This is a genomic window from Lysinibacillus sp. NPDC096382, assembly GCF_044762845.1.
GTDB lineage: Bacteria > Bacillota > Bacilli > Bacillales_A > Planococcaceae > Lysinibacillus.
Window position 1 is genome coordinate 52,185 of the sequence record NZ_JBIWFC010000013.1, and the last position, 26,210, is coordinate 78,394.

Consider the following 26,210-nt stretch of genomic DNA (forward strand, 5'->3'; position numbering starts at 1 on the left):
GTACAATGGATACGATACAAGTAAGGGCAAGTGAACGTATTGATGAAGTGAAATTGCATTCATTTCTAAAGAGCCAATTTCCAGAGTTACCAGAAGGAAAGCTAGAAATTTCACAGTTTAGTGCCGGACATTCAAATTTGACTTATTGCCTAAAAGTAGGCGAATTTGAAGTTGTTCTTCGTCGACCTCCACACGGACCAGTCGCTAAAAAAGCACATGACATGAAACGTGAGTTTACGATTATATCTGCATTACATCCATTTTTATCTGCTGTACCAAAACCTTATGTTTACGTTGAAGATCGAGAAATTATCGGTAGTGATTTCTTTTTAATGGAACGCAAAAAGGGTATCGTACTCGATACTCATTTTGCACCTGGAACTGAAAATACGGAGGATTTAGGACGGCTCATATCAGAAAAGATGGTTGATTCACTTGTTGCTCTTCATGCAATACCATATAAGGAAACGAAGCTAAAGGACATGGTAAAGCCAGAAGGGTTTATGGAACGGCAGGTACATGGATGGATTGAGCGCTATGACAAAGCGAAAACGGCAGAGCATGCTGAAGTAGCGACATTGACAAAGTGGTTAAAGAATCGAGTACCTTCTAATCATGAAGCAACCATTATTCATTATGATTACAAGCTTAATAACGCCATGTTTACTAGCGATTACTCAGAGATGATTGGTCTTTTTGATTTGGAGATGACAACTGTAGGGGATCCATTAGCAGATTTAGGTGTAGCCATGAGCTATTGGATGCATGCAGATGACCCAAAAATGCTACTATACGCATTTGGAGAACCGCCAATAACGACTTTACCAGGGTTTTACACACGTCAAGAATTCATTAATCGATATGCAGAGAAAAGCGGGCGTGATGTTTCAGCCATCGATTATTATATTACATTTGCTTACTTTAAATTAGCTGTAATATGTCAGCAAATCTATTATCGATACGTGAATGGTCAAACAAAGGACGATCGTTTTGCACAAATGGATAAAATGGTAGCTGCACTAATTCATCAGGCTTCCAAGGCACTATAAACTATGGTGAAAATGACGGTTGCTTGTAAAGCAGCCGTCATTTCATGTTGTTAAAACCTTTTTCTGTCAATGAAATTAAGGTGTCAAATTATATAAGGTAGGATCCTTCCCTACCAAAATAAGAAATGAATTTTAGGCGTGGTTATACATAAAATACTATTTACATACTTACCCATTTGACTTCTTAAGAATGAACGTTAATGTTAGGATGGGTTTATTTTGGGGAGTAGTTCTTGCATTGTTAGTTGGCTTATATTTTGCTTTTGAAACTTATATGATTAATCAACAATCATTTCAATTTTCATTATCTATTGATGATTATCTAAATGGTTTTTTAATGGCTGGGAATGCAGAAGAAATTGTTTTTAGGGGATTAATTTTACAAGAGATTAATAAAAAAATGGCTTTTTGGAAAGCAAATGTTATGACTGCTTTATTATTTTTAGTAATACACTATCCAGTTTGGATTTACAATGAAAAATTCTTTCATTTTGGGACGCATGTATATGTTTTTATTTTAGGCTTACTCTTTGTGCTCGTATACAAAAAGACTGGCTCATTATGGTCAGTTATTATATTGCATGCTCTTCATAATTTTTTTGTCACTATTATTTAGAAAAGAAAATACATTATTAACTTTCTTCAACTAACGATACGATTCACGAAATGCTCAAATTATAACAGCAATGATCCCACAAGTTTTTGATGGAATCATCGCTATTTTTTTCCCAATCCTTTTTAAATATTTGTTGAAATTCACATATCATTTAATAAACTCCTTTTGCTATAACTTTTTAATTATGATTGGGTTTAAGTCTATAGTTTTTAGTTTTTTATCTTTGCGGTTTCTAGATGAATACCAACAATTAATACTGAACTCACTAAAAAATTGGATTTTGGGAGTCTAACAGGGTTTGACCTACAAAATTGTGATAGAATCAACCCTGTTTTGCTTAAAGTAAGAATAGCTACTAAACAATCAACTTCCTAGAGTTATGTATCTCTGAAAGCTTAACGATGTATAGCCTTGTTTTCTATAAGTAATTATTTCCAAACTTTAGAAGGTTGATTATATTTTGTTTAAATTTAATTTTCGTAAAGAAGAAAAAAATCTCCCATTACCTGTAAAGCAAACGGGCCATTTAATTGAATAACACATTAAAAGAAAATAGATGTTTAAGTTAAGATTTATGAAAGCTTGTGAAGATGTACTTAAGTCAACGATCAGGTTTCTTGAGGTAGGAAAAAGTAATACTAACCATTAATAGTAGGTGTTAGAATAGATTAAGTAATCGTGTTAATTAATATTTAAGAGGTGTTTTTATGAAGTTAGATGAATTTACAATTGGAGATGTGTTCGAAACTAAACCATACAAATTAACAAAAGAGGATATTATGAGGTTTGCAGGTGAGTTTGACCCCCAATATATGCATTTAGATGAGGAAAAAGCAAATCAGGGAAGATTTAATGGAATCATTGCTTCTGGGATACATACACTAGCTATTTCATTTAAGCTATGGGTTGAAGAAGGTAAATATAGTGAGGATGTTATTGCAGGAACAAGAATGAATAATATTAGATTTATAAAGCCGGTGTATCCTGATGATGAACTACATATCATTGTAAAGGTTATTGATAAGAAAGCAACAAAGAATGAAATGGGTATCCTAACGGTATTGTTATCTACTTTTAATGATAAGGAAGAAAAAGTTTTTGAGGGCGAATTATCTGCATTGATAAAGCGATGAAGGTTATTTTAAATTATTGAACACCACCAGTTAATAGTATTTCAATTAAAGGGGACAATTCTTAAGTGGAATTGTCCCTTTTTCAATAATAGGGCCAGATTGTTGAAGATCAACATTGCTGAAAATGGGAATATTTGAGATGATTGGTATTAAGCAAACAGGCAGAATAGTGGAACATGGGGATGAAAGCGAGAGGGGATATTTATGACTTATAAGTTTAAGATTATGACTCAGGAACAAGCTGAGGATATTGCACATAATTGGCACTATGATGGAGAATATTCTTTTTATGATATAGAAGCTGATGAAGAAGATTTAGCTGAATTTTTAAACCCAGAAACAAGAGGTACCTCAATGTTTGCAGTTTTGAAGAAGGATGAAATCATTGGTTTCTTCAGTGTTAACAAAGTAGCTTCTAATATTTATGATATAGGTTTAGGAATGAGACCAGATTTGACTGGCGATGGTAGAGGGTTAGAATTTCTAAATGCAGGTATTGATTTTGTCCAATCAAGATTTACACCAGATAAAATTATATTATCAGTGGCAACTTTTAATCAAAGAGCGATAAAAGTATATAGAAAAGTTGGGTTTAAAGATATTGATACATTTATGCAAGATACAAATGGCAGTACATATGAATTTCTAAGAATGGCTTATGAATGCTAATTTAAAAGTTCCTTTGTTCAATTATAGGGCACGATTGTTTAATAAGCGTCGCTGTTCTTCTTAAACTCCCAGGAAAGAACTTAATCATCTTTTATTTCTGTGGTGAAGAGCTGAATTTTGCGGTTCATGGATGGCTAACGGAGGCTTTCCGTGAAGATCATTGAGTTGCATAGGCAGCTCTTTTTTTCTTATTGAACTACCGAAGTAGGTTACTTTAAGCGGGCAAAAGTAACAAAGTATTGAATTTATATACAGTTAAGTTTTTAGTTGTGTAAGGAGGGAAAACAATGATTAAACAAATAATTCAAAATTGGAATCAGTATTGTAGAGATGAAAATTTTGTTGGCATAGGTTCTACAAGAAAAGTATATAGAGTTTTGGATTATGTAATAAAAGTGCATTTGCATCCAATCGGTTATAAACAATCAAAAAATGAATTAGAAATTTATACTTCAATGGCTGATAAAGATTTCGACCGGTTATTCGCCCAGACATACTATGTTGATGAATTCATATCTGTACAAAAATATTGCAAACCTTTAGAACTAAAGAATAATCAGTCCTATGAGGTGAAAGTTGAAGAAAACCGACGCTTGATCCCTAATTTGTTGGATGAGGTTTTAGAAATATTAGATAAAAACTTCGACTGCTTTGATTTAATAGACAGTAGTAATTACGGTTTAAACAATGATGGTAAACTTGTTTTTATCGATTATGGTATGACAAAGAAATTATATGAGAAAGAGTGGGTTCCATTAGCAGAAGAGGGCATACTTCCGCAAATACATTTTGACTTTTGCATCGTTTGTGGATTAGAAAATGAACTACGTATGTACGGAGACGATGACAAAGACAAACGTTGTTATGATTGTGGTAAGGAATAAGGAGAATCAGTATGTCGGAAAGTTTGTGAAATATTGTACTTAAACGCCCATGAAAGAACGTAATTATCTTACATTTTCTGTGGTGTAGTGTTAATTTACACGACATGGATGGCTAACGGGCACAAGAGTTTAAGATCAAGCCTACGTCAAAGGAGCTTTTCTTATTGAGCTAAGTTAAGTTGCAACAGCTACCTGTAAATTAATAGACTTGGATTATAAAAGGATTGACAATAAACGTGCGTGTGTTGTCAATCCAATAGCTGCATAATTGAAGAAGACTGGCCAAGCTAGTCTTTTTTTTTATGTTTTTTGATTGGTAGTGAATTATAAAGACCTAATAAAAACTATAAGAAATATCCTTTTATGTTTGGATAATAGGAATACTTTCTAGCTTCAAAGGTTGTTAACATCTACAAAAGCGCTTTCAATCCTAATTCCTCCTGCAGTAAGTATATTTCCATTTCCTAACACATGAAAAAGTAGCTATTCTTACAAATGAGTAAGAATAGAAAATAAGTAGTTAGATAACAGTTATTCAAATATAAAGAATATCTAGTCTATAATTTAGACATCAAGTAAAGAAGGGGAAGAAAGTTTTATAGGCATAGGATTCGGAGTAAAACGTTCCACCACAACCGGCCAATGGAATATTAGTTATCGGCACGGAAAAAGATGTGAATAAAGTTAAGCAGGACTATAAATATAAAAGCGAACGAACTGTTGATGACAAAGCGAAGTTCGTAGTAACAAAAAAAGTGTATCAAAAGAAAATATATTGTTATTATACAGCTTGAACAATTTATTAGGAAAGGAATTATTAGAGCAAGAAAAGAACCAGACAGTGTGTCTACCATTTCAGACCCTGTTCATGAAATTAAAGAATAATCTGGTTCACTAAATTTGTTCTATTCTATATGTGATTATGATTTGGTAGATTGCCAGATAGATTTGAATGGACAAATGATACCTGTACATTATGTTAAGAATCACGGATATAGCCCAATGGATTTTGTTATTCTAGATGACCAAAATTATGATGAGTTAACTGAACCAGATTCCTTTATTACACTGCTTCCAATGGCTAATAAATTTGATTATAAAGATAAAGAAGAAGTAGAGAGAATTTTTGGAACAATTAAGAAAGCTTATCCAGATAGCAAAGACAAAGTGAATTTTGTAGACATACAAGATTGAGTTTTAATGAAGAGAGGTTGGTTTATATGGAAGTTGTACGTATGGAGAATATAGTGAAAAGTTATGGGGAAGGCAATAACAGGGTAGATGCATTAAAAGGAATTGATCTTTCTATTCAGCAAGGCGAGTTTGTCTCAATCGTCGGTGCTTCTGGTTCTGGAAAAAGTACACTGCTACATATTTTAGGTGGATTGGATCGCCCTAGTTCTGGGAAGGTATTCATTGGGGATAATGATATTTATAAATATTCAGATAATGAACTTTCAGTATTCAGAAGAAGAAAAGTTGGGTTCATTTTTCAATTCTTCAATTTGATACCAGTATTAAATGTCCAAGAAAATATTGCTTTACCTACGCTATTGGATAGTGAATCTATAGATAGGGAGTATTTAAATGAAATTATTAATATCCTGGGGCTTCAAGACCGTAAGGATCACTTACCTTCCGAACTATCTGGAGGGCAACAGCAACGGGTTTCAATCGGCAGGGCGCTTATTAATCGTCCGCATTTGATACTTGCTGATGAGCCTACTGGTAATCTAGATACTCGAAATACGAAAGAAGTTATGGATTTATTAAGACTCACGGCGAAAAAATACAATCAGACCATTGTAATGATTACTCATGATCTAAATATTTCATCGGCTTCTGATCGGATCATCACAATACAAGACGGCGAAATCATTTCAGATAAACGGCTAGCTACAAAAGAACCAAAGACTGGGGATGAATGAATTTGATCAACAGTTATAAACAATTAGGTAGCAGGTATTTAAAGGGGAATATGAAAAGAACGATTTTGACCGTAATTGGAATCGTACTTTCCGTAGCGTTAATTTCTACTATTGGTCTGTATATGAAAGGATCTCAACTCTCTCTAATTGAGAACATTAAGAAATTAAACGGTGTTTCTTTTCATGTTGGTATTTCAGATTACGATGAAGAGATATTAAATAAAATCAGATTTAATCCCCAAATTGAATCGTTTGGTTTAATGTCTGAAGGGGACAGCTTTCCACTTGGAGAGGTTTCTGTGCAAATGAATTTCGCGGATCATCACGCTTTAAACTTTCTAACCTACAGTCTACTGGATGGAAAATTACCAACCAATGCTCATGAGGCAGCTATCGATTCCTGGTTAATTCCTTCTATAAAAAAAGATCTTCAATTAGGTGATTCATTTGAACTGGATGGAAAAACATATCAACTGGTAGGTTTACTGAAAAATAATGATTCTACACAGAAAGATAAAATGGGGCGATTATTAACGTATAAAAGTGAGTTTGCTATTGGAGAGGGAAGAATATTAATAGAAATTAACCAGAAGGCAGACTTTAACGAGGTTTTAGACGAATTAAACTCAATTAAAGAAGACAATAACATTGCTATTAATACTGATTTGATTCGAGCTTTGAAACCGGAATCGGATCAATCGATTTTGGCTATTCTAGTAGTTGTAATTAGCATTGTTGTAATTATGACAATTATTGTTATTTACAACACTTTTCAAATCAGTGTCGTAGAACGAATGAAGCAGTTCGGATTGTTGAGAAGTATCGGTGCTACACGAAAACAAATTCGACAAATTGTTATGAAAGAAGCTTTTGTGTTAGCTGTCATAGCTATACCAATTGGCATTATATGCAGCTTATTGGCGCTTGCTATTCTCCAAACCATTTTCTTGATTTTATTAGAAGATGGTCCAGATGTATTCAATATCGATTGGCAGATATTATTGATTAGTTCGATTCTTACGCTGATAACTGTATTAGTATCCAGTTATTTCCCTGCTTTTTTTGCAAGCAGAATATCACCATTGTTGGCAATTAGCAGTAGATTGTCAATAAAAAAAGAGAGAATCAAAAAACAAAATAATAAGGTGCTAAGAAAACCTTTTTCATTCCCATTAAGTATGGCTATTAAAAATGTAAAAAGAAATAAAAATCGTTATGTCGTTACTATTTTATCGATCATTATAAGTAGTGTATTGTTTATTACTTTTTCATCTTTAATGAACATCGCATTATCATCCAAACTTGTAAACGTTCCGTCCGAATCGGATCTTACAATCTATCTACAAGAAGAAAATAATGTTTCTTCTAAGAATCTGGAAGTTTTAGAACATTTAAAGTTGATTAAAAATGTATCCGAGGTTTCCGAACAAGACTTAAGTTTTAAAATTGAATTGAAGGATACAACTCAATCCCTAGCGACTGTTGAAGACATCCAGAAGACTATTGGAAAAAAACACTCCATTATAGTGGTCAATAACTTTGAAGAGAATAAAGCCAAAAATGAAGATGTTCTCATCATCAAAGTTCTTGTCTATGCTTTTATTGTGGTCATTTCTTTAATCGGTAGTTTAAATATCTTCAATACGATTACTATAAGCATCTTGGTTAGGCGAAAAGAACTGGCTGCACTAAAATCCATAGGTATGTCCCAAAAGGATTTGAAAAAAATGATTACTTATGAAGCACTGATTTACGGTTTTTCTGGAAGCTTGCAAGGTATATTTTTCGGTTGTATACTTTCATATATTATTACGTATAATGCTACTTCCGGTTTCTTGAAAGCAGAATGGTCGATTCCTTATATTGCTTGTTTTATTACATTTGTTGCAGCTTTGGTAATCAGTTATTTATCTGTGCTGCTACCGCTGAGAAGAATTAGCCGGGATAATATTATAAATACGATAAGAGAAGAATAATAACAAAGGCCTGGCTATTTATTATAGTCAGGCTATTCTGATTTGATGGTAACTGCTAATATAGAGTGTGAGGAAGGAGAAGATATACTTGAATAAAATATTACTTGTAGAAGACGATGAGGCTCTAGGTCTAGCCATTGAATTTTCATTAAGAAATGAAGATTATGAGGTGATTAGAGCTACTAGTGTAAAAGAAGCGAAAAGCCAATTTAATGATAATATTTTTGACTTGGCTATCTTAGATATCAACCTTCCAGATGGAAATGGTTATGACTTATGTTTGCACTTCAAAAAACAAAATAATGCAACAGCTATTATATTCTTAACAGCTTTGGATGAAGAGGCGAATGTGGTAATGGGACTAGATATTGGCGGAGATGATTATATAACAAAACCTTTTCGGGTTAGAGAACTTATGTCGAGAGTAAAAGTACAATTACGCAAACAAGCTAGATTGGAAGAAGTTTCAATGATTTTAATATCTGAAAATATAAAGGTGGATATGAATCAAGTAAAGGTCTATAAAAATCAAGGTATTGTTCCATTAACAACCTTAGAATATAAGCTTTTGTTAACTTTTATGAAAAACGCTCACAAAATATTAGAAAGAGATGAAATCCTATTGAAAATAACAGAAGAAGATGATGTTTTTTTTGGTGAAAATACGTTATCTGTATACATAATGCGTTTAAGAGAAAAAATTGAAGATGACTCCAAAAATCCACAGTTTATCATTACTAAAAGAGGATTAGGATATCATTGGGATAAGGATGTGAACCGAGTATAGATGATGAAAAATACCGAATTGAAAGGTTATATGATAATACTGGTGGTTTTATTTTCTCTATTTATCGTTTATCAGTTAATTTCACATCAAATATTTTACGATCATTTAAAAACGGATTCTATTACAGCTTGGGGAGAAATTACCGCTAAATTGATTGAACAAAATCCGGAGAATGAAGCAGAAATTATGAAAGTCTTAACAAGTAATTCTTCTGATTCAAGTAAGTATCAGGAGAAAGGGAGAGAAATCTTTAGGCAGTATGGATTATACGAAGATTTGGAGACGAAACTTTTTCCACTTTTAAATAACCATATTTCTAGCTTTAATCAAACAATATTTTTGGGAATGATTTGTTTCGGATTAATACTGTTTCTGGCAAACTATATACAATACAAGATTATTTTCAATAAAATTAAGCAACTTACTTCAATTGCTAAGAAAATAATTGATGGAGATTACTCAGTTACAATAAATGAAAATAAAGAAGGGGAAATCGCCAAATTAGCGGTTTCATTCCGCTCCATGAAAGACATCATTAGAAAAAATATGAAGGATTTACTTGTAGAGAAGGAATTCTTAGGACGAATGTTGCAAGACATATCCCATCAATTAAAAACGCCACTTTCAACTATATCAATCTATAATGAAATGTTATTGATTGAAGACTTGCCCCGTCAGAAACAAGTTCAATTATTGCAAAATAATGAAATTCAAATCTCCAGAATGAATGTTTTAATTCAAAACTTGTTAAAAGTAGCGAAAATTGATGCCAAAGCAATTTCATTTAATAAAGAACCTTTAAACTTGGTGAATACTATTAATGAAGTTTTGAATCGTTTGGAAAATATAATCAATGAAAGGGATTTGTCAATTGACTGGGACGGTTCGGAGGAAGTAGTGGTTATCCACGATAAATTATGGATGCAAGAAGCTTTGATGAACTTGCTAAAAAATGCGATTGAGCATTCTAAACCTGGTGAGAAAATCACACTTCAAGTCATGGATGCACCGATTTATACAGAGCTCGTAATTCAAGATTTTGGAGAAGGGATTGCTGCTGAAGACTTACCACATATTTTTAATCGATTCTACAAAGCAAGCAATTCTAAAAAACATGATTCTACAGGGATTGGCTTGGCTTTAACAAAAGCGATTATTGAAGCTCATCAAGCTTTTATTAAAGTTGAAAGTGTGAAAAATGCTTATACAAAGTTTACAATTACCTTTATAAAATTTTAAAATGTTTTATATCTGAATCAGTTTTTAAGGTTGTAGTCGATCCGTGCAAAAACCATACAAAGTTTTCTACATGATTATACATTGTGACTTTACATAACAGAAAGGCAGTAGTAACAAGGAACAAATCCTTGTTACTACTGCCTTTTTTATGAATATTATTGATAATTCAAATCTTCCAACCTATCCGTTTAGTTTTTAGAAGAAATCTAAGAGTTGCTGAGAAATAATTAGGTTAGTGGATTCTATTATCGTTACAACTTAGTAAGATAATATTTCAAATTGTAAGGGAACAGTTATTCATTTAAACAAAGAAAATTTATATTTTTAAAATGAAAAAATTGGACAAAAGCGAGGTAAATAATATGACTTTTGAAGAAAAATTACAAGCATATCAGAACTTTTGGTATAAGTCGATTTGTATCTTCAACTACTGAGGATAAGCTAAGAGGGGTTATAGAAAAGAACACAATATAAAAAATTAGGTAGAGAGAAGGACCTGCTAAAATACTTTTTAAATTAGTTGATAATCGAATGTACAGTTCAAAGAATATTTGAAAAGCAAAATTACAACCTAATATTGAAGGAGAAGTTTTATAAGGATAATTTGTCATATTCATTCCAAAAATATACTGGTTTTTTATGTTATTATTACTAATAATTGCTATCGAGCTATTGTGTCAAGCAATTGGAATTTATATCCTTAACCCATCCTAGCTTTATAAAAGATGAGCAATTACCTCGCTTCTTTTGGTAAAATTTGACAATTTGTTCTACCTGTCATATACTATAGCCATGCTTTGCGATATATAAATATAAAACTTTGTACAGGTAATAAAATTTGATGTAGGAAAAGTTTACATTCGAGATTAGCTCAGTTTTAGTTGACGTTGGGTGGTTGCCATAGTTGATAAAGAGGATGGTTATTCATTAACACAGCAAGTACATAATGGATTTTTTAAAATCTACACTGTAACCGTTATTGCGTCGTTTACAAACTCGAACTAGGGGTTTGTGTAGTAACGGAACAAAAAAAGCAATATAACTCCATACCTCTTATATTTTATTTCCCTTCAATTTTTAGTAACAGTCCAAAATCTTTCAACTCCCTCTAGTAAGTGAAATGAATATCCTTTCCATAATACTTATAAGTGCATGTCCTACTGGAGTGAGTTCTTTGGATTATTATAAGGGTCATGCCACGACTAATTCCACAACTGAAGCGTAGCGAAATGCGTTAGTAATCTTTAGTAAACATATTCCTCTCTTCTCACATTCAAGAGTTTCTATACACATTTATATAAGCAAAACTATACATTTTAAAATATTATCATTGTGTATTCTATTGATAATAATTAGGAGGATCAGTATGAACCGATTTGTTAAAGGAGAAAATGCCCAGTTGATAACTGAGGCTCAATACGATGTAACAGAAAATCAGAAAGTATTATGGTTGGCACGTCAAATGGACATAGAAGCGGGCATTTATAATGAACCCGTTTCTATACAAATAAAAGGAGACTTAGATCATAAAAAATTACAAAAGGCCTTGCAATATGTTGTAGCGAAACACGTAGCGTTACAAATGAATATTGTATCTACGAATGACGGTCTGAAGCAAATAAGGAAAGAACAATTTCATGTAAACATGGATTTTTATGATTGGTCTTCCTATCCTAGCGCCATAAGAGATCAGATGTTGGACAAATCTTTGAAATTAAATCTTCACACAAGATTTGATCTAACCTCAGATGCTTTGTTTCGGTTTCAACTGTATCAGTTGGAACCAAATGAATATCTCCTTCACATGATGTTTCATCATATTATTTATGATGGATGGAGTTTAGGATTATTCTTGCAAGATTTAGAACAGGCCTATTCATTAGATCTAACTTTTGAAATAGAAAAGAACAATTATAGACTACATATGTATGAAAAACTTTTACATAAACATCAAAATTATATTGGAACAGAGGATTATGTTACTTCAGAAAAATATTGGAGTACAAAATTAGAAGGTACCTTACCGTGGAGTGAATTTCCAACAAGTTGCGTAAAGTCACCTGTACCAACATATCAAGGAGGAGCTTTACAATATGCAATAAAGCCTTCTTTATCTAACCTTATAAAACAATTTTCAAAGGAAAAGCAAGTTAGCTCATACCGTGTATGGCTAAGCATCTATGTTGTTTTATTACATCAAATGACAAATCAGACAGACTTGGTAGTTGGAATGCCAATTAACACGAGAAGCAGTGACGAAGAAGCGCGAGAGGTATTTGGCTACTTTGTGAATACAGTCCCACTACGTATAGCATTTTCACCGACCGAGACTTTTACAGAGTTAGTTCAAAAAGTGAATGACTCAGTAAAAGAGGCTATTGCACATAGAGATTATCCATTGAACCATTTGATTCAGCAAGTTAAGAATCGAGAAGAAAATAACCCGTCTTTATATTCAACAGTATTTAACATGGTGAAACTTCCGAATTTCAGAATGGAAGACTTAGAAACGAAAGTCATTACACATCAAAATCGAATAAGTGTGTTTAATATGGTATGGCGATTAGTTCAAAACCAAAGTGATGCTTTAAATATTGAAATTGATTATAACGCAGGTATATATGATGAAAACGACATACAGAACTTTATAGATAGATTTCAACATTTACTACAGGCATTGATAGAAAACAGTGACATACCTATATCCAATCTAGAGTTGCTTTTACCACAGGATATTGATGTTTATCAAAACACATTGGCTGTGAAAAATGTGCCGCCTATGACATTAGATCAACTCATTGATGAACAAGCGGATATACACCCAGATCGTATTGCTATAACGATGGGTCAACAAAATATCACTTATCAAGAGTTACGGGTCTTGTCGAACCAAGTGGCACAAACTTTATTGCGCCAAGGATTTCAAAAACAAAACCGTGTAAGTATCATCATGAATCGTAGTATAGAAGCCGTTGTTTCAATGATTGGAGTATTAAAGGCAGGAGGTACCTATGTACCTGTGGAGCCAGATTTTCCTGTAGACCGGGTTCGTTTTATATTACAGGATAGTGAGTCAACTCATATTATTACAAGTCATAAGTTCAGTTTACAACATATTCAACTAGATCAAAAAGTTATTTTATATGAAGACATGTCTAAACAGTCCATTATTGAGCAAGCGAAACGAACACATGTAACGGAAGATGCCGCCTATATCATTTATACATCTGGTTCTACTGGAAATCCTAAAGGTGTATTAATTCCTCATAAGGGAGTAATTCACTTTATACAATCCTTAAAAGATACGTATCATTTTCAGAAAAATCACGTACATCTGCAATTTGCATCACTTATCTTTGATGCATCCGTCTGGGAAATCTATAGTAGTTTGTTAACTGGTGGGAGGCTTTATATTTTATCGGAAATAGAAAGAAAATCTTTCAACCACTTTATCGAGGCTATTGAGAAGCAACAAGTAAATTTTTGTCTTTTACCTACTGTATTTTTCCATACCTTAACGCAAGCGTCTCTGCATGAATTAGAAAAATTAAAATCACTAAACTATATATTTGTTGGTGGAGAGACATTGCTACCAGAAACAGTAAGAAAATGGCAAGAAAAAGTAGATTTAAAAATTCCGATTGTAAATGCATATGGTCCAACAGAATCGACAGTCTGTGTCGCCACATATCCGATTATCAACAAGGTAAATGAAACACAAGTAAATATACCAATTGGGAAACAGTTATCTCATACAGAAATCTATATTTTGAACGAACAGCATCAAATTTGTCCACCGTACGTACCTGGAGAGATTTATATTGGTGGGAATAGCCTTGCGCAGAAATATGTCAATCAACCTGATAAAACAAAAGAATCATTTATAACTGTAAATTTACCAACTTCGTCTAAGGCAAGACTATATAAAAGTGGTGATCAAGGTCTTATCACACAAGATGGACAAGTTGAATTTTTAGGACGTATAGATAAGCAGGTGAAGATTCGTGGATATCGTATCGAGTTAGAAGAAATCGAAGAACAAATGCTCCGACACCCATCTATTCAACATTCATCTGTGATAGTTTATCAGAATAAAAAAGGCGATCAGCAATTGATTGCTTTCTACATATTGCAAAAAGAGGCTATTGTGGCTGCTGATGATATTCAAGCATACCTTTCAGAAAAGTTACCTTATTTTATGCTACCGAATTACATGCAAGATGTTGAGGAGTTTCCTTTAACACCGAGCGGCAAGATAGATTATAACTCATTACAAAAGCAAGCAGAGTCCGTATTAGAAAACCGTACTCATAGATATATCCCACCCAATACAGATACTGAAATACAATTACAAAATATCTGGGCAGAAGTTTTACGGATGAATTCTGAACAGATAAGTATCGAAGATGATTTTTTCACAATTGGTGGACATTCTTTACTCACAGTCCAAGTCATTAATCGTATTCATGCCAGACTCCGTGTACAGATAAGTTTAAAAGACTTATATGTATATCGAACGATTCATACATGTGCTGATTATATAGACCGATTAAATCCTATAGATATTGAAGACGTAATTCCACAAATTCCTGAACAAACGTATTACCCGTTATCCCATGCACAAAAAAGACTTTGGTTTTTATACAAAAGGTATCCAGAAGATCGAACATATGATATCCCTATCCAGGTACAAATACAGCCCGGTATACAAATCAAAATGTTGAACAAAGCTTTATATGAAGTTGTAAAACGACATGAAATTTTTCGAACGGTTTTCATGGAAAAGCAAGGGGAGCCTGTGCAACACATACGAGAAGAAATAGACGCGATAGCTACACACGTGGATATTACCAAAATTAAAAAGAGTAAACAAGCAGCATATAGGTTGAAGTGTATACGGGAGATTGATTCTAAAAAGTTTAATTTAGAACAGGGTCCATTATTCCGAACGATACTATTCACAGAGAGTGAAGATTGCTCTTGGTTATATTTGAATTTCCATCATATTATTATGGATGAATGGAGTTTACAACGTTTTCTAAAGGAGCTATTGGAGGTATATGATGAAATATTACTAAATAAAATTGTGCATGCTACCAAACCTACTGTTAGATATGTTGATTATGTCGCATGGCAATATGAACATCTTTCGTTAGGAACGTGGGAAATAGAAAAAAAATATTGGAGACAAGAGTTCCAAAACGTTCTACCTCAATTATCACTACCATACGATCGAATGCGTCCTAGTACTCCTTCAAATCATGGTGCGGTGCTTTCTAAGAAAATAGACCAGATAAATTTGGCAGGATTAAAAAAACTTGCACAACAAGAGGAAGTTTCACTATTCATACTGCTATTCACTGCTTACACGCAATTTTTACAGCAGATATGTGGGCAGAATGACCTCATTGTAGGAACACCTGTGACAGGGAGACAACATACAGCATTTGAAGATGTACAAGGTTTCTTTGTCAACACAGTTGCAATTCGAGTAGATACAACAGATGCAGCTACAATGAAAGAATTGTGTGAAGTCGTAAAAGAGAAATGTCTTTTGGCATTCCAACATCAAAACTATCCATTTGATAAGGTAATTGAAGCAGTAAACCCTGAACGAAGAGCACATGATAATCCAATTTTCCAAACTATGTTTAGTTATCAACAGAACTCAGCTCAACAACATAACTTGCATCGATTGGATATACAACCTGTAGAACAAGCAATTAGTAAATTTGACTTATCTCTTACATTTGTGGAGGAAGATGATGGTCTAATTATGGATTTAGAATATAATACTGATTTGTTTGAAAGAACAACGATTTCGCGTTTTGCAGAACAACTATTGCAAACTATCCAGATGATACAAACAGATTTTACTACATCCCTTTGTCAATTAAATATATTGAGTGATACAGATAAAACTATGTATCAAAAATTGAATGATACGTATATGGCGATACCACAACATTCATCAATACAGGAACGTTTTTATCAGCAAGTGTATAAAAGACCCGATGCGATCGCAATTTCTACGGAGGATAGGTTATATACTTATGAAGAGGTGAATCATTATTCTAATCAAATTGCTCATTATTTGATTGAAAAAGGAATTCAGCTCAATGATGTAGTTGCCATTTTCTTAGACCGAAGTTTAGAAAGTATTGTATGTATGTTGGGGGTTCTCAAAGCTGGCGGTACCTATGTGCCTATTGATATTAAATATCCGCCAGAACGTGTATCGTATATTTTAAATGACAGTAAGGCAAAGCTGATTCTAACGAAAAATTCTCTAAAAAAAGAATCACTATCTCATTATGAACAAGTAGCTGTAATAGAAGATATGTTAGCATCGTCTGCGATTCAAGACATCTTAAACAAAAATACAGCGGAAGACACAGCCTATATGATTTACACATCTGGATCGACGGGAAATCCGAAAGGTACATTACTCCGACATGCTGGCGTACTCAATTTAGTGGAATGGCGTTCAAAAACATTCAATATAACGGAGCAAGATGTGTTATCTCAATTTTACTCTCACAGTTTTGATTCGTCTGTTTCGGAAATTTTTTCAGCTTTATTAACTGGAGCAAGACTTCATTTGTTAAATGAGGAACAACGTTACTCTTCACAGGCATATTTCGATGCAGTTTCTACTTATAACATTACGATTTCAGATGTGGCAACAGCCTTTTTTAAACAATTAGCAAATGGAGTTTCTTCAAAACAGCTCATTCCATTAAAAAGTTTACGTGTGCTAATTATGGGAGGAGAAGCTGCATCTGCAGAGGCTATTCGAATATGGCAATCTGAAATGAGTGATACTGTACAGATTGTCAATGAATATGGACCTACGGAAACAACAGTTAGTTCGTTGTATCACTCTGTTTCTACAAAAGTGGATAGTACAGTTACCCAGATTCCTATTGGGAAGCCTATTGCTAATACAAAAGTCTATATCTTAAACGAAAACATGCAACTGTGTCCAATAGGTGTAATAGGAGAACTGTACATTGAGAGTGTAGGAACAGCAATCGGGTATGTAAATCAGCCAGATAGAACCAAACAATCATTTTTATCTAACCCGTTTTCTAAAGAAAATCATTCTATTTTATATCGGACAGGAGATCTAGTACGCCTAGAATCAAATGGAAGTGTAGAATATATGGGTAGACGTGATAGACAAGTGAAAATAAGAGGATATCGTATTGAACTAGGAGAAATTGAAGATGTACTTGTGCAAGAGCCTCGCATTCAACAAGCGGTGGTTCTACCTGATGTAGAAGGAAAAGAATTACACGCATATTTCACTGTTCATAACCAAACAGAAATAAGTATTGAAGAAACCTATAAGCATGTTTCCGCTACTTTACCGGAATATATGGTACCAAAAGGATATGTTTGTGTACACGAGATTCCTGTCACACAAAATGGCAAAATAGATGTTCAAAAACTACTAGGACAGTATCAAATACAGTACCGGAAAAATAGAAATCATCAACCACCTGTTACAGAAACACAAAAGGTACTAGCTAATGTTTGGGCAGAAGTATTAAACATAAAAGACTTAAACATAAAAGATGATTTTTTTGCTCTTGGGGGGCACTCATTAAAAATTATGCCTACTTTGGTGAAACTAAAACCATACTTCCCTAACTTGCGTATACAGGATTTCTTTCACTATCGTACAATAGAAAAACTGGCGCGAAAAATAGATACAGCGCTTCAACAAGAAAACAGTATAGGAGCAACGGTGGGAGAGTATAAAAAAGAAAATAATATTCATATAGATAAGCAAGAAAACAATACGAAATGGGATACATTAATACATGCTTCACAACAGAAACCTTGTTGTATACTATTAACAGGCGGAACAGGTTTTCTTGGTTCCCATATCTTAGAGCAGTTATTATTACTACCTGATACAGTGATTTATTGCCTAGTTCGGAATCAAAAACAAACTTCAATGGAAAACAAAGTACGAGAAAAAATGCAGTTTTACTTTGGCGAGGTTATATTAGAAAAAATGAAGCATCGCGTTCATATTATTGAAGGAGATTTGAGCAAAGGACATCTAGGCCTTACACCAAATATAAAAAAACAATTGATTCAAGAAATAGATACGATCATACATTGTGGAGGAGATGTGCGTCATTATGGAGACAGAGAACATTTTATCCAAGTCAATGTGGAATCTACTAAATACTTATTAGACATGAGTAAAGAAGCACGTGCACGTTTTCATTATATTTCAACAATTAGCATTTCTGGACATGCCCCTCATGATGCTAAAGAATTTTTGTTCTCTGAACAAGACTTTGACAGAGGACAGCAGTTAGAAAATGTATATGTGGAAAGTAAATTTTTGGCAGAAAAATTAGTGAGAGAAGCAATAAAAGAAGGCGTCCCAGCAACAGTGTATCGTGTAGGAAACCTAGTAGGGCAAACACTTGATGGGAGGTTTCAAGAGAATATAGAAGGTAATGCTTTTTATCGTTTGATAAAAGCTATCTTATTACTACAAATTGCACCGAACATTCATACGTATATTGATCTAGTACCTATCGATTTTAGTAGTAAAGCTATTGTACAATTGGTATGTACAAAGGAAACGGGAGGGGAAACTTTCCACATTTGTAATCCTGTTCAACTGGAATGGAAACCGTTTGTTGAATATTTGAAACAGAGCGGTCATCCTATTAAAATTGTAAATACTGAACAGTTTATGAACTTATTTAAAGACGATTCATTGTCTGATAAACAAAAATATGCTTTGGAATTAATGGTGCCTTTACTAGAAGAAACAGCTGAAAATTCTTTATCAATCCCAACGTGTCAATATACTCAACGTTTTTTACAAGAAGTTGATGTGGTATGCGAATTACCTAATGCAAAGTTTGTATCTAATTTGATAGATTACGGATCTCGATTAGGTTTTTTCCCCGCTAGCAGAGAATATACTACGGTTTAAATGAGAATTAAAATGTGGTATACACATGATAAACTGAATGATTATTCGCCGTGGAAAAAGGGAAGCCTTAATCTGAAGAAGCATTTTGAAGAGCAAACGAAAGTTTGCTCTTTTTTTTAGTAAAGTAACAGTGTATTTCACTCTGCTACATATGTTTATTTAATAGAAATTTTTCGATAATCCATTTGAGTAGTCACTTCTTTTGTTTTCTATTGAAAGATCCTTTAGCCTTGTGAATTACTCTATGGTGGGTCGGACAAACAATCATGATGTTTGGGGGAGAATTGTTTTAAGTTAACGAGAACTCTTCAATTTGATATCCCTAGAAGTGGTGGAATCAATAGAAGTGTTGATATTTCGTGTAGCAACTAACAGAATGAAGATAGTAGTCGATGAATTTCACTTTCACCGAGAACGAAAATAATTGATTAATAGTAGTATAAAAATCTAAATGAACGTCTATATTGTAATTAAGAATTACGATTGATTCAAATGCTAATTTCGATTATCTAAAGGAGTGAAATAGTATGAGCCACGACCAATATCATGAAGAACATGATAATATCTTACATTACTGCTTCACATACAGCTTAGAGGTTAAATACTACTACATGATGGTGAAAGAACTGAAAAAGGGACGTAGAATTCAGGCAATTCAGTTAGGAGATAGACAATTATTGATATGTTCATATAAACTACCAAATTCAATTGATTTATGTGTACAGATTCCAATTGTACCATTTGTTAAACAAATGCCTTTAAAACCGTCCGTAACAAGCGAATAGGTGTTTTAAAGGCTTAGTATTTATAAAAAACGATGAAAGAGCCATTATAGGCTCTTTTTTATATACATCGGCAACGACTTTACAGATTGATACAATCAATAATAATTTAAGAATCTAATTTAAAGTAACAGAGTATTTGACTCTGCTACAAATGTTTATTTAAGAATAATTTTTCAATGAACCCATTTGAGTATGTTATTTCTTTTGTTTTACTGATGTACAGGTTGTGAAGTTTATACAACTGAAAATGAGAAGGTTGAAGCCAAATTGGAGTGGAACGGAAAATCGGAAATTATTAAATTGGACAGTAAATACTAATGAAATCAACCTTCCTGCATTTTAAATTCGCAAACCATTAATTAGTTTTTTTATTTATTCAGTCCTGCAATTCAATACTACAATCTAATTGTCTTAAAACCTCTATAACAATTAAAGACTAAATAAAAAAAATATTCCAAAAAATAGAAGGGATTTCAAAAGAATTGTGTAATATGTAATATTATAGAAAATAAAGAATTAATAGGGTGTTAGATTATGAATTTCTTCTTTTTAACTTTTTGATAGTAGCTTTTCGAAATTTATTAGTTTCCAATCTTTTAAACAAACAATAGACAAAAAGGATTTTTGTGTAAATATTCCAATTTGCGTGATATTTATAGCCAAAGGTGAAGTAACAGTGATAAATCACATCTTGAATATAGGATTATTAAATAATAAACCAAAAATCAGCCTAAAAATACACTGAAAGGAGGTGATTTACATGCAATGGAATTATTAATACAGTAAAGAAAATGTAATTCAACTTATTAAACCAAAAGGTAGCTTAAAAAATACATTGAAAGGAGGTAATTCATATGCAATGGAATTATTAATATTTAGTAAGGAAGAATGTATTTCATCTTATTAAAACAAAAAGCAGCTTAAAAAATACATTGAAAGGAGGTAATTTATATGCAATGGAATTATTAATATTTAGTAAGGAAGAATGTAATTCAACTTATTAAAACAAAAAGCAGTTTAAAAGATACATTGAAAGGAGGTAATTTATATGCAATGGAATTATTAATACTTAGTAAAGAAAAATGTAGTTCACCTTATTAATTATTACGGGTGTACATGCTAACAATTATGATTACAAAAAGACAGGGCGTATTCCCTGTCTTTTTATAATGTTAAAACAGGTGATAACGTGATAAATGCTTTTAGAGCTTTAGAGATTACGATTCATTTTTAAATAAAAAATTCAATTGTTATTCCTTTATATGCTAGATTTAAAAATACCCAATTTGAAGAAGTATATAATTTCGAAAATGATCTTTACAAATTTTTAGATATAATATGGAATAATTCTTAAAATAATATCAATTCGGAAAATATACTTCCATTTTTTGTATGCATAAGTTACACTTACATTATAAATAATTTACTGATATTACCATAAAAAGATGTAGGAGGAATTGCTATGACAAAAACAGAATTACAGTATAATCCTTTGGATTCGGAAACATTAAATAACCCATACCCGATTTACCATCAACTTCGTGAAAATTCCCCCGTTTTTTGGCATGAAGGTATGAAATCTTGGGTTCTAACCAGATATGAAGATTGTAGAGAAGTTCTTCGTAATCACGAATTGTTTGCTAGGGATTTGCGACGTATTGGTGTTGATATTCCTGATATAAAAAATAACCTTCAAACTTTAGATCCGCCTGCTAATATGCCATTACGTAATCTAATGATAAAAGCTTTTAATTCTCAGGATATTGAAAGTATTAGACGTAGAGTTCATGATTTAATTGAGGACATTTACAAAAAACAAGATTCTAATAAAGAATTTGATTTTATGAAAGAAGTTTCAGCTCCGCTTTCATTAAGTTTAACGTGTATTTTGCTAGGCATAGAAGAACCAGACTTAGAATCTATTGTAGAAATATCTAATGCTATTGCTTATCAGATGGACTCCGGATTAGTACCAGAGAATGCAGAACTCGGTAATTCAGCAAGAAAAAAACTCAACGAACTTGTTGAAGAATGGTTGGCAGCAGAAGAACAGCCTGGAATTCTATCTTATATAAGAAAAAATAGTCAGAAAGCTAATATACCAGAACATTATGTGCGTAACACTACAGGCACAATGTTTACGGCAAGCTTTGGTACGTTATATGCATCTTTTGGTAATGCTCTACTTGTACTGTTAGAACACCCAGATATTCTTGATCAATTTAAAAATCAAGAGTTACTTGACTCTGGAGTTGATGAATTAATTAGATATGATGGACCAGCAACAGGAACAAGTCGTTTTGCAGTTGAGGAAACTAAAATTGGGGAAACTATCATTAAACCTGGTGAAATTGTTTTAACTTTACTTGCTGCTGCTAATAGAGATCCTGAAGTATATCCCGACCCAGATAGAATTATTCTAAATCGATCTGCAAAACCAAATCTTGGTTTCGGTTGGGGTCCGCATTCTTGTGTAGGGACTTTGTTTGGTAAACTAGCAATTCAACAATTAATAGTATGTTTACTCGAATCGCCTAGACGTTTACAACTGGTATCGGAACCTAAGCGACGTAATACGGCTACTGTACGGTGTATAGATGTATTACCTGTTTCATTTAATTAATTCTCTTATGCACTAAATGGATAATTTATAAAAAGTCGTGATAGTAGGGGTACCAACAACAAAACGCAAATTTTGTACGCTAAGCAATTTTTCGCATAGAAAAAGCCGATTTCCTGTACGTTAAGGGATTATCGGCTTTTGTTTATTCTATTATTCTTAAATATTTAGGACTTGGTTTCACAAACAATACTAGGCATTAGCATTTTGAATAAAATCTACCATTTCCTCCTTTAATTCAATCGTAAATTCTGTACGTGTACTAAGATAAAATTGATTATTACTAGACAGATGTACGTGTATAAGGTTTGCTGATTGCAATATCATAAGGTGATGATGGAGATTCCCTTTAGCTCCGCCTATATAATTTAAAATATCCTTAAACTTATATTTATCCCTTGAAAGAAACTGAAGTATCTCCAAACATTCTTTCTTTAAAAATACTAAAAGTATGGAGCGACGAAAGTGAAGAGAAGGAATTAGAACAAAGTGCTTTATTGAGGGATTTTTGAAGCGGACATTTTAAAAAGTACAATAAGAATGGAGCATTTAGTAGCATTCCTAAAGGAAAACCAGGTTTCTAATTGTGCTGTGGCCAGTACGATACGAATTTATACCGTTTAACTTAGTATGTGCCTATCTTTAAGAAACACGAATTAAAGCCGATTATGCATTAAGAGTTAATGTAGCTTTTAGTATTAATAATAGTTTTACTTATATTACTTTATGCTAAGGATTATGAGGGCTATAGTAATTTAATTAAAGCATCGAGTGGTATCATGCAACGAAATGATGAAGTTATGCAGTTGAATTGGGTAAAACCATATTTATCGCTATTCAAATAATATAATTTTCATAGTTTAATCCGATATTTAGTTTTTCCAGTTTACAAAAAGATTTAGCCACAACGTTATTATCATATCGTAATGAATATACGTATAAAATCTCTGGAAAACCTGTACAAAAAGTATGGCATATAGGTAAGCAGTGGAGGACAATTCAAAAACTATTGAACAGAAGCGAGGTAAAAATAATATGACTTTTGAAGAAAAATTACAAGCATATGCAGAACTTGCGGTAAAAGTTGGTGTAAATATTCAACCTGGGCAATACTTATTAGTCAATACATCAGTGGATGCATTGGACTTCGCCCGTTTAGTTGTGAAAGAGGCTTATAAGGCTGGGGCAGGACGTGTTCATGTTAACTTTTCAGATGATGAAATGGATCTGGCTTACTTTGAGCATGCCTCAGATGAAGAATTTAATCGTTTCCCAGAATGGATAGTCAAAATGCGTGATGAGGTAATCGAACGTAAAGGAGCACTATTGTGGATTGATGCTGCAGACCCTGATAAATTAACAGGTATTCCAACAAATCGTCTAGCTACCTATCAAAAGGTTTCAGGAGCTGCTCTAAAAAACTATCGCAACGCCGTTATGAAAAGTTTATTCGCTTGGTCGATTGTAGCCGTTCCTTCACCAAAGTGGGCATCGAAGGTGTTCCCAAGCTTAGCAGCTGAGGAACAAGTACCGGCATTATGGGATGCTATATTTAAAACAGTTCATATCGGTGAAGGCAATGCTGTTGATAACTGGCGTGAACATGTAACAAATTTAGAGTCTCGTGCGCTCCTTTTGACCAATAAAAAATATGCGAAGCTTCACTATACAGCGCCAGGTACTGATTTAACAATTGCATTAGTGCCACAACATAAATGGATTACTGTTGGTGGTAAAACGCCAGATGATTCGATCTTTATTGCTAATATGCCGACAGAAGAGGTTTATACGTTACCGATGAAACAAGGTGTAAATGGCTATGTAAGCAATACAAAACCATTGGTTTATCAAGGGAATATTATCGATGGCTTTAAACTGACATTTGAAGAAGGAAAAATTGTTAAAGCTGAAGCACAGGTAGGACATGATTTATTACAGGAGCTTATTAATGTGGATGAGGGCTCATGCTATTTAGGTGAAGTAGCACTTGTACCACATGAATCACCAATTTCAGCATCGGGGATTTTATATTTTAAAACATTGTTTGATGAAAATGCATCGAACCATTTAGCAATTGGTAAAGCATATCCAACTTGCTTAGAAGGTGGAAGAGATTTAGAAAACGATCAGCTTGAAGCGTTAGGTGCAAATAATTCAGTAACACATGAGGACTTTATGATTGGCAACGGTGAGATGAACATTGACGGTATCTTACCAGATGGAACTGTGGAGCCAATTTTCCGTAAAGGTAACTGGGCATTTTAAGCTTTTTATAGGAAGAAATGAGTGGGGCAGATGAAACGATACCTAAGTTTAATTAGGAGATCAATACTCACGATGTTTTCATTGTTTCATCTGCTTTTACTCAAAATGAAAATTACCTATCAATTGGAGATTCCTTGGCGGCTGGTTAAACACCATATCTACAGATTGATACAGGCTACAGTGATTTAATCGCCATGAGATTGGGGATGATCGGTCAATTGAGATATTTGAAGAGCTTTTTTTGCTAAATAAGGAAGCAATATCTGAAACTGTAGCTTTAAAATAAAGTTTGATCAAAAACACCTCACAAACCGGCATTTTACGATGTATAAAAAGAATCTATTTTGAAAAAAGATTGATCAAAATGGATTCTCCTCGTATGAATTAGTATAAATTTTTTATAGAAAAGTTTGAACATTTTCTGCTTTGTGTTATTTTATTGAAAAAAATAAAAAGCAAGTATACTGAATGTACACTTGCTTTTAAAATTGAATACAATGAACTTTTAATTACTTACATAGGGTGTTAAAGCAGGAATTCCATGATTGTCAGTAACTGCTTTTTTATGAGTCAACGAATAAATGTAATAGCCTACTAAATCTCCTGATATACTACCATTTGGAGAATAGTTTATTGTTTTGTAAGTTGGAATGCTTGATGGTACAGCCCCTTTAAATCCAAAATAGACCATTTTGTCACTATGGATATCATATACACCATTTTCCATGTAGTACTGTTTAACCAATTAACTGATCAAATATCTAAATAAGTTTTAGCAGCTAAGTAACCACCTAGTGAATGGCCAGTAATATACCACTGATAACCGCTATACTGTGGACTTGAAGAATATGAATTACTCCAATCAATTCCCGGTATTGGTGAAAAAATCGCTGCCACAATTATTTCAGAAATCGGAGAAATTGATCGGTTTAATCATCCGAAAAAGTTAGTAGCCTTTGCAGGACTAGATCCCAGTATGTTTGAATCAGGTCGCTTTAAAGGCACAAAAAATCACATTACCAAATGCGGCTACCCAGGCTTTGCCATATGCTTTATACAGCTGTTCGTTGTTCTATTCGAGATAGTCGGAAAAAGAAAACAACACCTGAAACTATCGCACGAAATAAGCGATTACGAGCCTCCTGCGATCTAAAACGTGAGGAAGAAAAGCCATATAAAATAGCTATTACTGCTTGTGCAAATAAGCTTTTACAATGGATTTATGCGATTTTAAAAACGAAAACACCATTTCCAAGAAACCATGTAGTTACAGTATTTTTTAATACAA

The 26,210-nt window shown here is 33.1% G+C and carries 16 protein-coding genes and 1 pseudogene; 15 read left to right on the forward strand and 2 right to left on the reverse strand.

Features of this window, described 5'->3' with window-relative positions; genetic code table 11:
* Positions 1 to 5 precede the first annotated feature (5 nt).
* From ACIQZA_RS17145 to ACIQZA_RS17205, 13 genes are all read left to right on the forward strand, one after another.
* Positions 6 to 1,049 carry a phosphotransferase family protein gene (locus ACIQZA_RS17145; RefSeq protein ID WP_400934950.1) on the forward strand — a complete coding sequence of 348 codons (1,044 nt, stop codon included), beginning with the start codon at positions 6 to 8 and terminating at the stop codon, positions 1,047 to 1,049.
* 238 nt (positions 1,050 to 1,287) lie between these two features.
* Positions 1,288 to 1,665 (forward strand): CPBP family intramembrane glutamic endopeptidase, encoded by a 378-nt coding sequence (locus ACIQZA_RS17150; RefSeq protein ID WP_400934952.1) that lies wholly within the window; start codon positions 1,288 to 1,290, stop codon positions 1,663 to 1,665.
* Positions 1,666 to 2,372: 707 nt separating this feature from the next.
* Complete coding sequence (locus ACIQZA_RS17155; protein WP_400934954.1) at positions 2,373 to 2,798, forward strand: MaoC family dehydratase; 426 nt, start codon at positions 2,373 to 2,375, stop codon at positions 2,796 to 2,798.
* A gap of 204 nt (positions 2,799 to 3,002) precedes the next feature.
* The gene (locus ACIQZA_RS17160; RefSeq protein WP_402884019.1) at positions 3,003 to 3,467 is read left to right on the forward strand and encodes a GNAT family N-acetyltransferase; all 465 of its coding nucleotides are present in this window, start codon (positions 3,003 to 3,005) and stop codon (positions 3,465 to 3,467) included.
* A 287-nt stretch (positions 3,468 to 3,754) separates the two neighbouring features.
* Positions 3,755 to 4,351 (forward strand): protein kinase, encoded by a 597-nt coding sequence (locus ACIQZA_RS17165; protein WP_400934957.1) that lies wholly within the window; start codon positions 3,755 to 3,757, stop codon positions 4,349 to 4,351.
* Positions 4,352 to 5,353: 1,002 nt separating this feature from the next.
* On the forward strand, positions 5,354 to 5,545 hold the full coding sequence (locus tag ACIQZA_RS17170; RefSeq protein WP_402884020.1) for a hypothetical protein: 192 nt from the start codon (positions 5,354 to 5,356) through the stop codon (positions 5,543 to 5,545).
* A 26-nt stretch (positions 5,546 to 5,571) separates the two neighbouring features.
* Positions 5,572 to 6,279 (forward strand): ABC transporter ATP-binding protein, encoded by a 708-nt coding sequence (locus ACIQZA_RS17175; RefSeq protein ID WP_400934960.1) that lies wholly within the window; start codon positions 5,572 to 5,574, stop codon positions 6,277 to 6,279.
* A 2-nt stretch (positions 6,280 to 6,281) separates the two neighbouring features.
* Positions 6,282 to 8,255 carry an ABC transporter permease gene (locus ACIQZA_RS17180; protein WP_402884022.1) on the forward strand — a complete coding sequence of 658 codons (1,974 nt, stop codon included), beginning with the start codon at positions 6,282 to 6,284 and terminating at the stop codon, positions 8,253 to 8,255.
* An 88-nt stretch (positions 8,256 to 8,343) separates the two neighbouring features.
* Positions 8,344 to 9,042 (forward strand): response regulator transcription factor, encoded by a 699-nt coding sequence (locus ACIQZA_RS17185; RefSeq protein ID WP_402884023.1) that lies wholly within the window; start codon positions 8,344 to 8,346, stop codon positions 9,040 to 9,042.
* A 3-nt stretch (positions 9,043 to 9,045) separates the two neighbouring features.
* Entirely contained in the window at positions 9,046 to 10,281 is a 1,236-nt protein-coding gene (locus ACIQZA_RS17190; protein ID WP_402884034.1) for a HAMP domain-containing sensor histidine kinase, read from the forward strand.
* 1,366 nt (positions 10,282 to 11,647) lie between these two features.
* Positions 11,648 to 19,252 (forward strand): non-ribosomal peptide synthetase, encoded by a 7,605-nt coding sequence (locus ACIQZA_RS17195; protein WP_402884025.1) that lies wholly within the window; start codon positions 11,648 to 11,650, stop codon positions 19,250 to 19,252.
* Between the two features lie 527 nt (positions 19,253 to 19,779).
* On the forward strand, positions 19,780 to 20,037 hold the full coding sequence (locus ACIQZA_RS17200) for a hypothetical protein (RefSeq protein WP_400934970.1): 258 nt from the start codon (positions 19,780 to 19,782) through the stop codon (positions 20,035 to 20,037).
* A 1,462-nt stretch (positions 20,038 to 21,499) separates the two neighbouring features.
* Positions 21,500 to 22,660 (forward strand): cytochrome P450, encoded by a 1,161-nt coding sequence (locus ACIQZA_RS17205; RefSeq protein ID WP_402884027.1) that lies wholly within the window; start codon positions 21,500 to 21,502, stop codon positions 22,658 to 22,660.
* 189 nt (positions 22,661 to 22,849) lie between these two features.
* Here ACIQZA_RS17205 and ACIQZA_RS17210 read toward each other — a convergent pair whose 3' ends face one another.
* The gene (locus ACIQZA_RS17210) at positions 22,850 to 23,080 is read right to left on the reverse strand and encodes an ArsR family transcriptional regulator (RefSeq protein WP_400934976.1); all 231 of its coding nucleotides are present in this window, start codon (positions 23,078 to 23,080) and stop codon (positions 22,850 to 22,852) included.
* A gap of 612 nt (positions 23,081 to 23,692) precedes the next feature.
* Here ACIQZA_RS17210 and ACIQZA_RS17215 point away from each other — a divergent pair.
* Positions 23,693 to 24,922, forward strand: a complete 1,230-nt coding sequence (locus tag ACIQZA_RS17215; RefSeq protein ID WP_402884028.1) for an aminopeptidase — start codon at positions 23,693 to 23,695, stop codon at positions 24,920 to 24,922.
* Between the two features lie 505 nt (positions 24,923 to 25,427).
* On the opposite strand, the gene ACIQZA_RS17220 is transcribed toward ACIQZA_RS17215, so the two are convergent.
* Positions 25,428 to 25,649, reverse strand: coding sequence for a hypothetical protein (locus ACIQZA_RS17220; protein WP_400934982.1), 222 nt, complete (start codon positions 25,647 to 25,649; stop codon positions 25,428 to 25,430).
* A gap of 111 nt (positions 25,650 to 25,760) precedes the next feature.
* On the opposite strand from ACIQZA_RS17220, the pseudogene ACIQZA_RS17225 reads away from it, so the two are divergent.
* Positions 25,761 to 26,173: pseudogene (locus ACIQZA_RS17225) on the forward strand (transposase); the annotation flags it as partial.
* Between the last annotated feature and the right edge of the window lie 37 nt (positions 26,174 to 26,210).

Bases quoted from the DNA above. Each gene is read 5' to 3' on its own strand.
- ACIQZA_RS17145 (WP_400934950.1), top strand. From the start codon at position 6: ATGGATACGATACAAGTAAGGGCAAGTGAACGTATTGATGAAGTGAAA.
- ACIQZA_RS17155 (WP_400934954.1), top strand. From the start codon at position 2,373: ATGAAGTTAGATGAATTTACAATTGGAGATGTGTTCGAAACTAAACCA.
- ACIQZA_RS17160 (WP_402884019.1), top strand. From the start codon at position 3,003: ATGACTTATAAGTTTAAGATTATGACTCAGGAACAAGCTGAGGATATT.
- ACIQZA_RS17165 (WP_400934957.1), top strand. From the start codon at position 3,755: ATGATTAAACAAATAATTCAAAATTGGAATCAGTATTGTAGAGATGAA.
- ACIQZA_RS17170 (WP_402884020.1), top strand. From the start codon at position 5,354: ATGGATTTTGTTATTCTAGATGACCAAAATTATGATGAGTTAACTGAA.
- ACIQZA_RS17175 (WP_400934960.1), top strand. From the start codon at position 5,572: ATGGAAGTTGTACGTATGGAGAATATAGTGAAAAGTTATGGGGAAGGC.
- ACIQZA_RS17190 (WP_402884034.1), top strand. From the start codon at position 9,046: ATGAAAAATACCGAATTGAAAGGTTATATGATAATACTGGTGGTTTTA.
- ACIQZA_RS17195 (WP_402884025.1), top strand. From the start codon at position 11,648: ATGAACCGATTTGTTAAAGGAGAAAATGCCCAGTTGATAACTGAGGCT.
- ACIQZA_RS17200 (WP_400934970.1), top strand. From the start codon at position 19,780: ATGAGCCACGACCAATATCATGAAGAACATGATAATATCTTACATTAC.
- ACIQZA_RS17205 (WP_402884027.1), top strand. From the start codon at position 21,500: ATGACAAAAACAGAATTACAGTATAATCCTTTGGATTCGGAAACATTA.
- ACIQZA_RS17215 (WP_402884028.1), top strand. From the start codon at position 23,693: ATGACTTTTGAAGAAAAATTACAAGCATATGCAGAACTTGCGGTAAAA.
- ACIQZA_RS17220 (WP_400934982.1), bottom strand. From the start codon at position 25,649: ATGGAAAATGGTGTATATGATATCCATAGTGACAAAATGGTCTATTTT.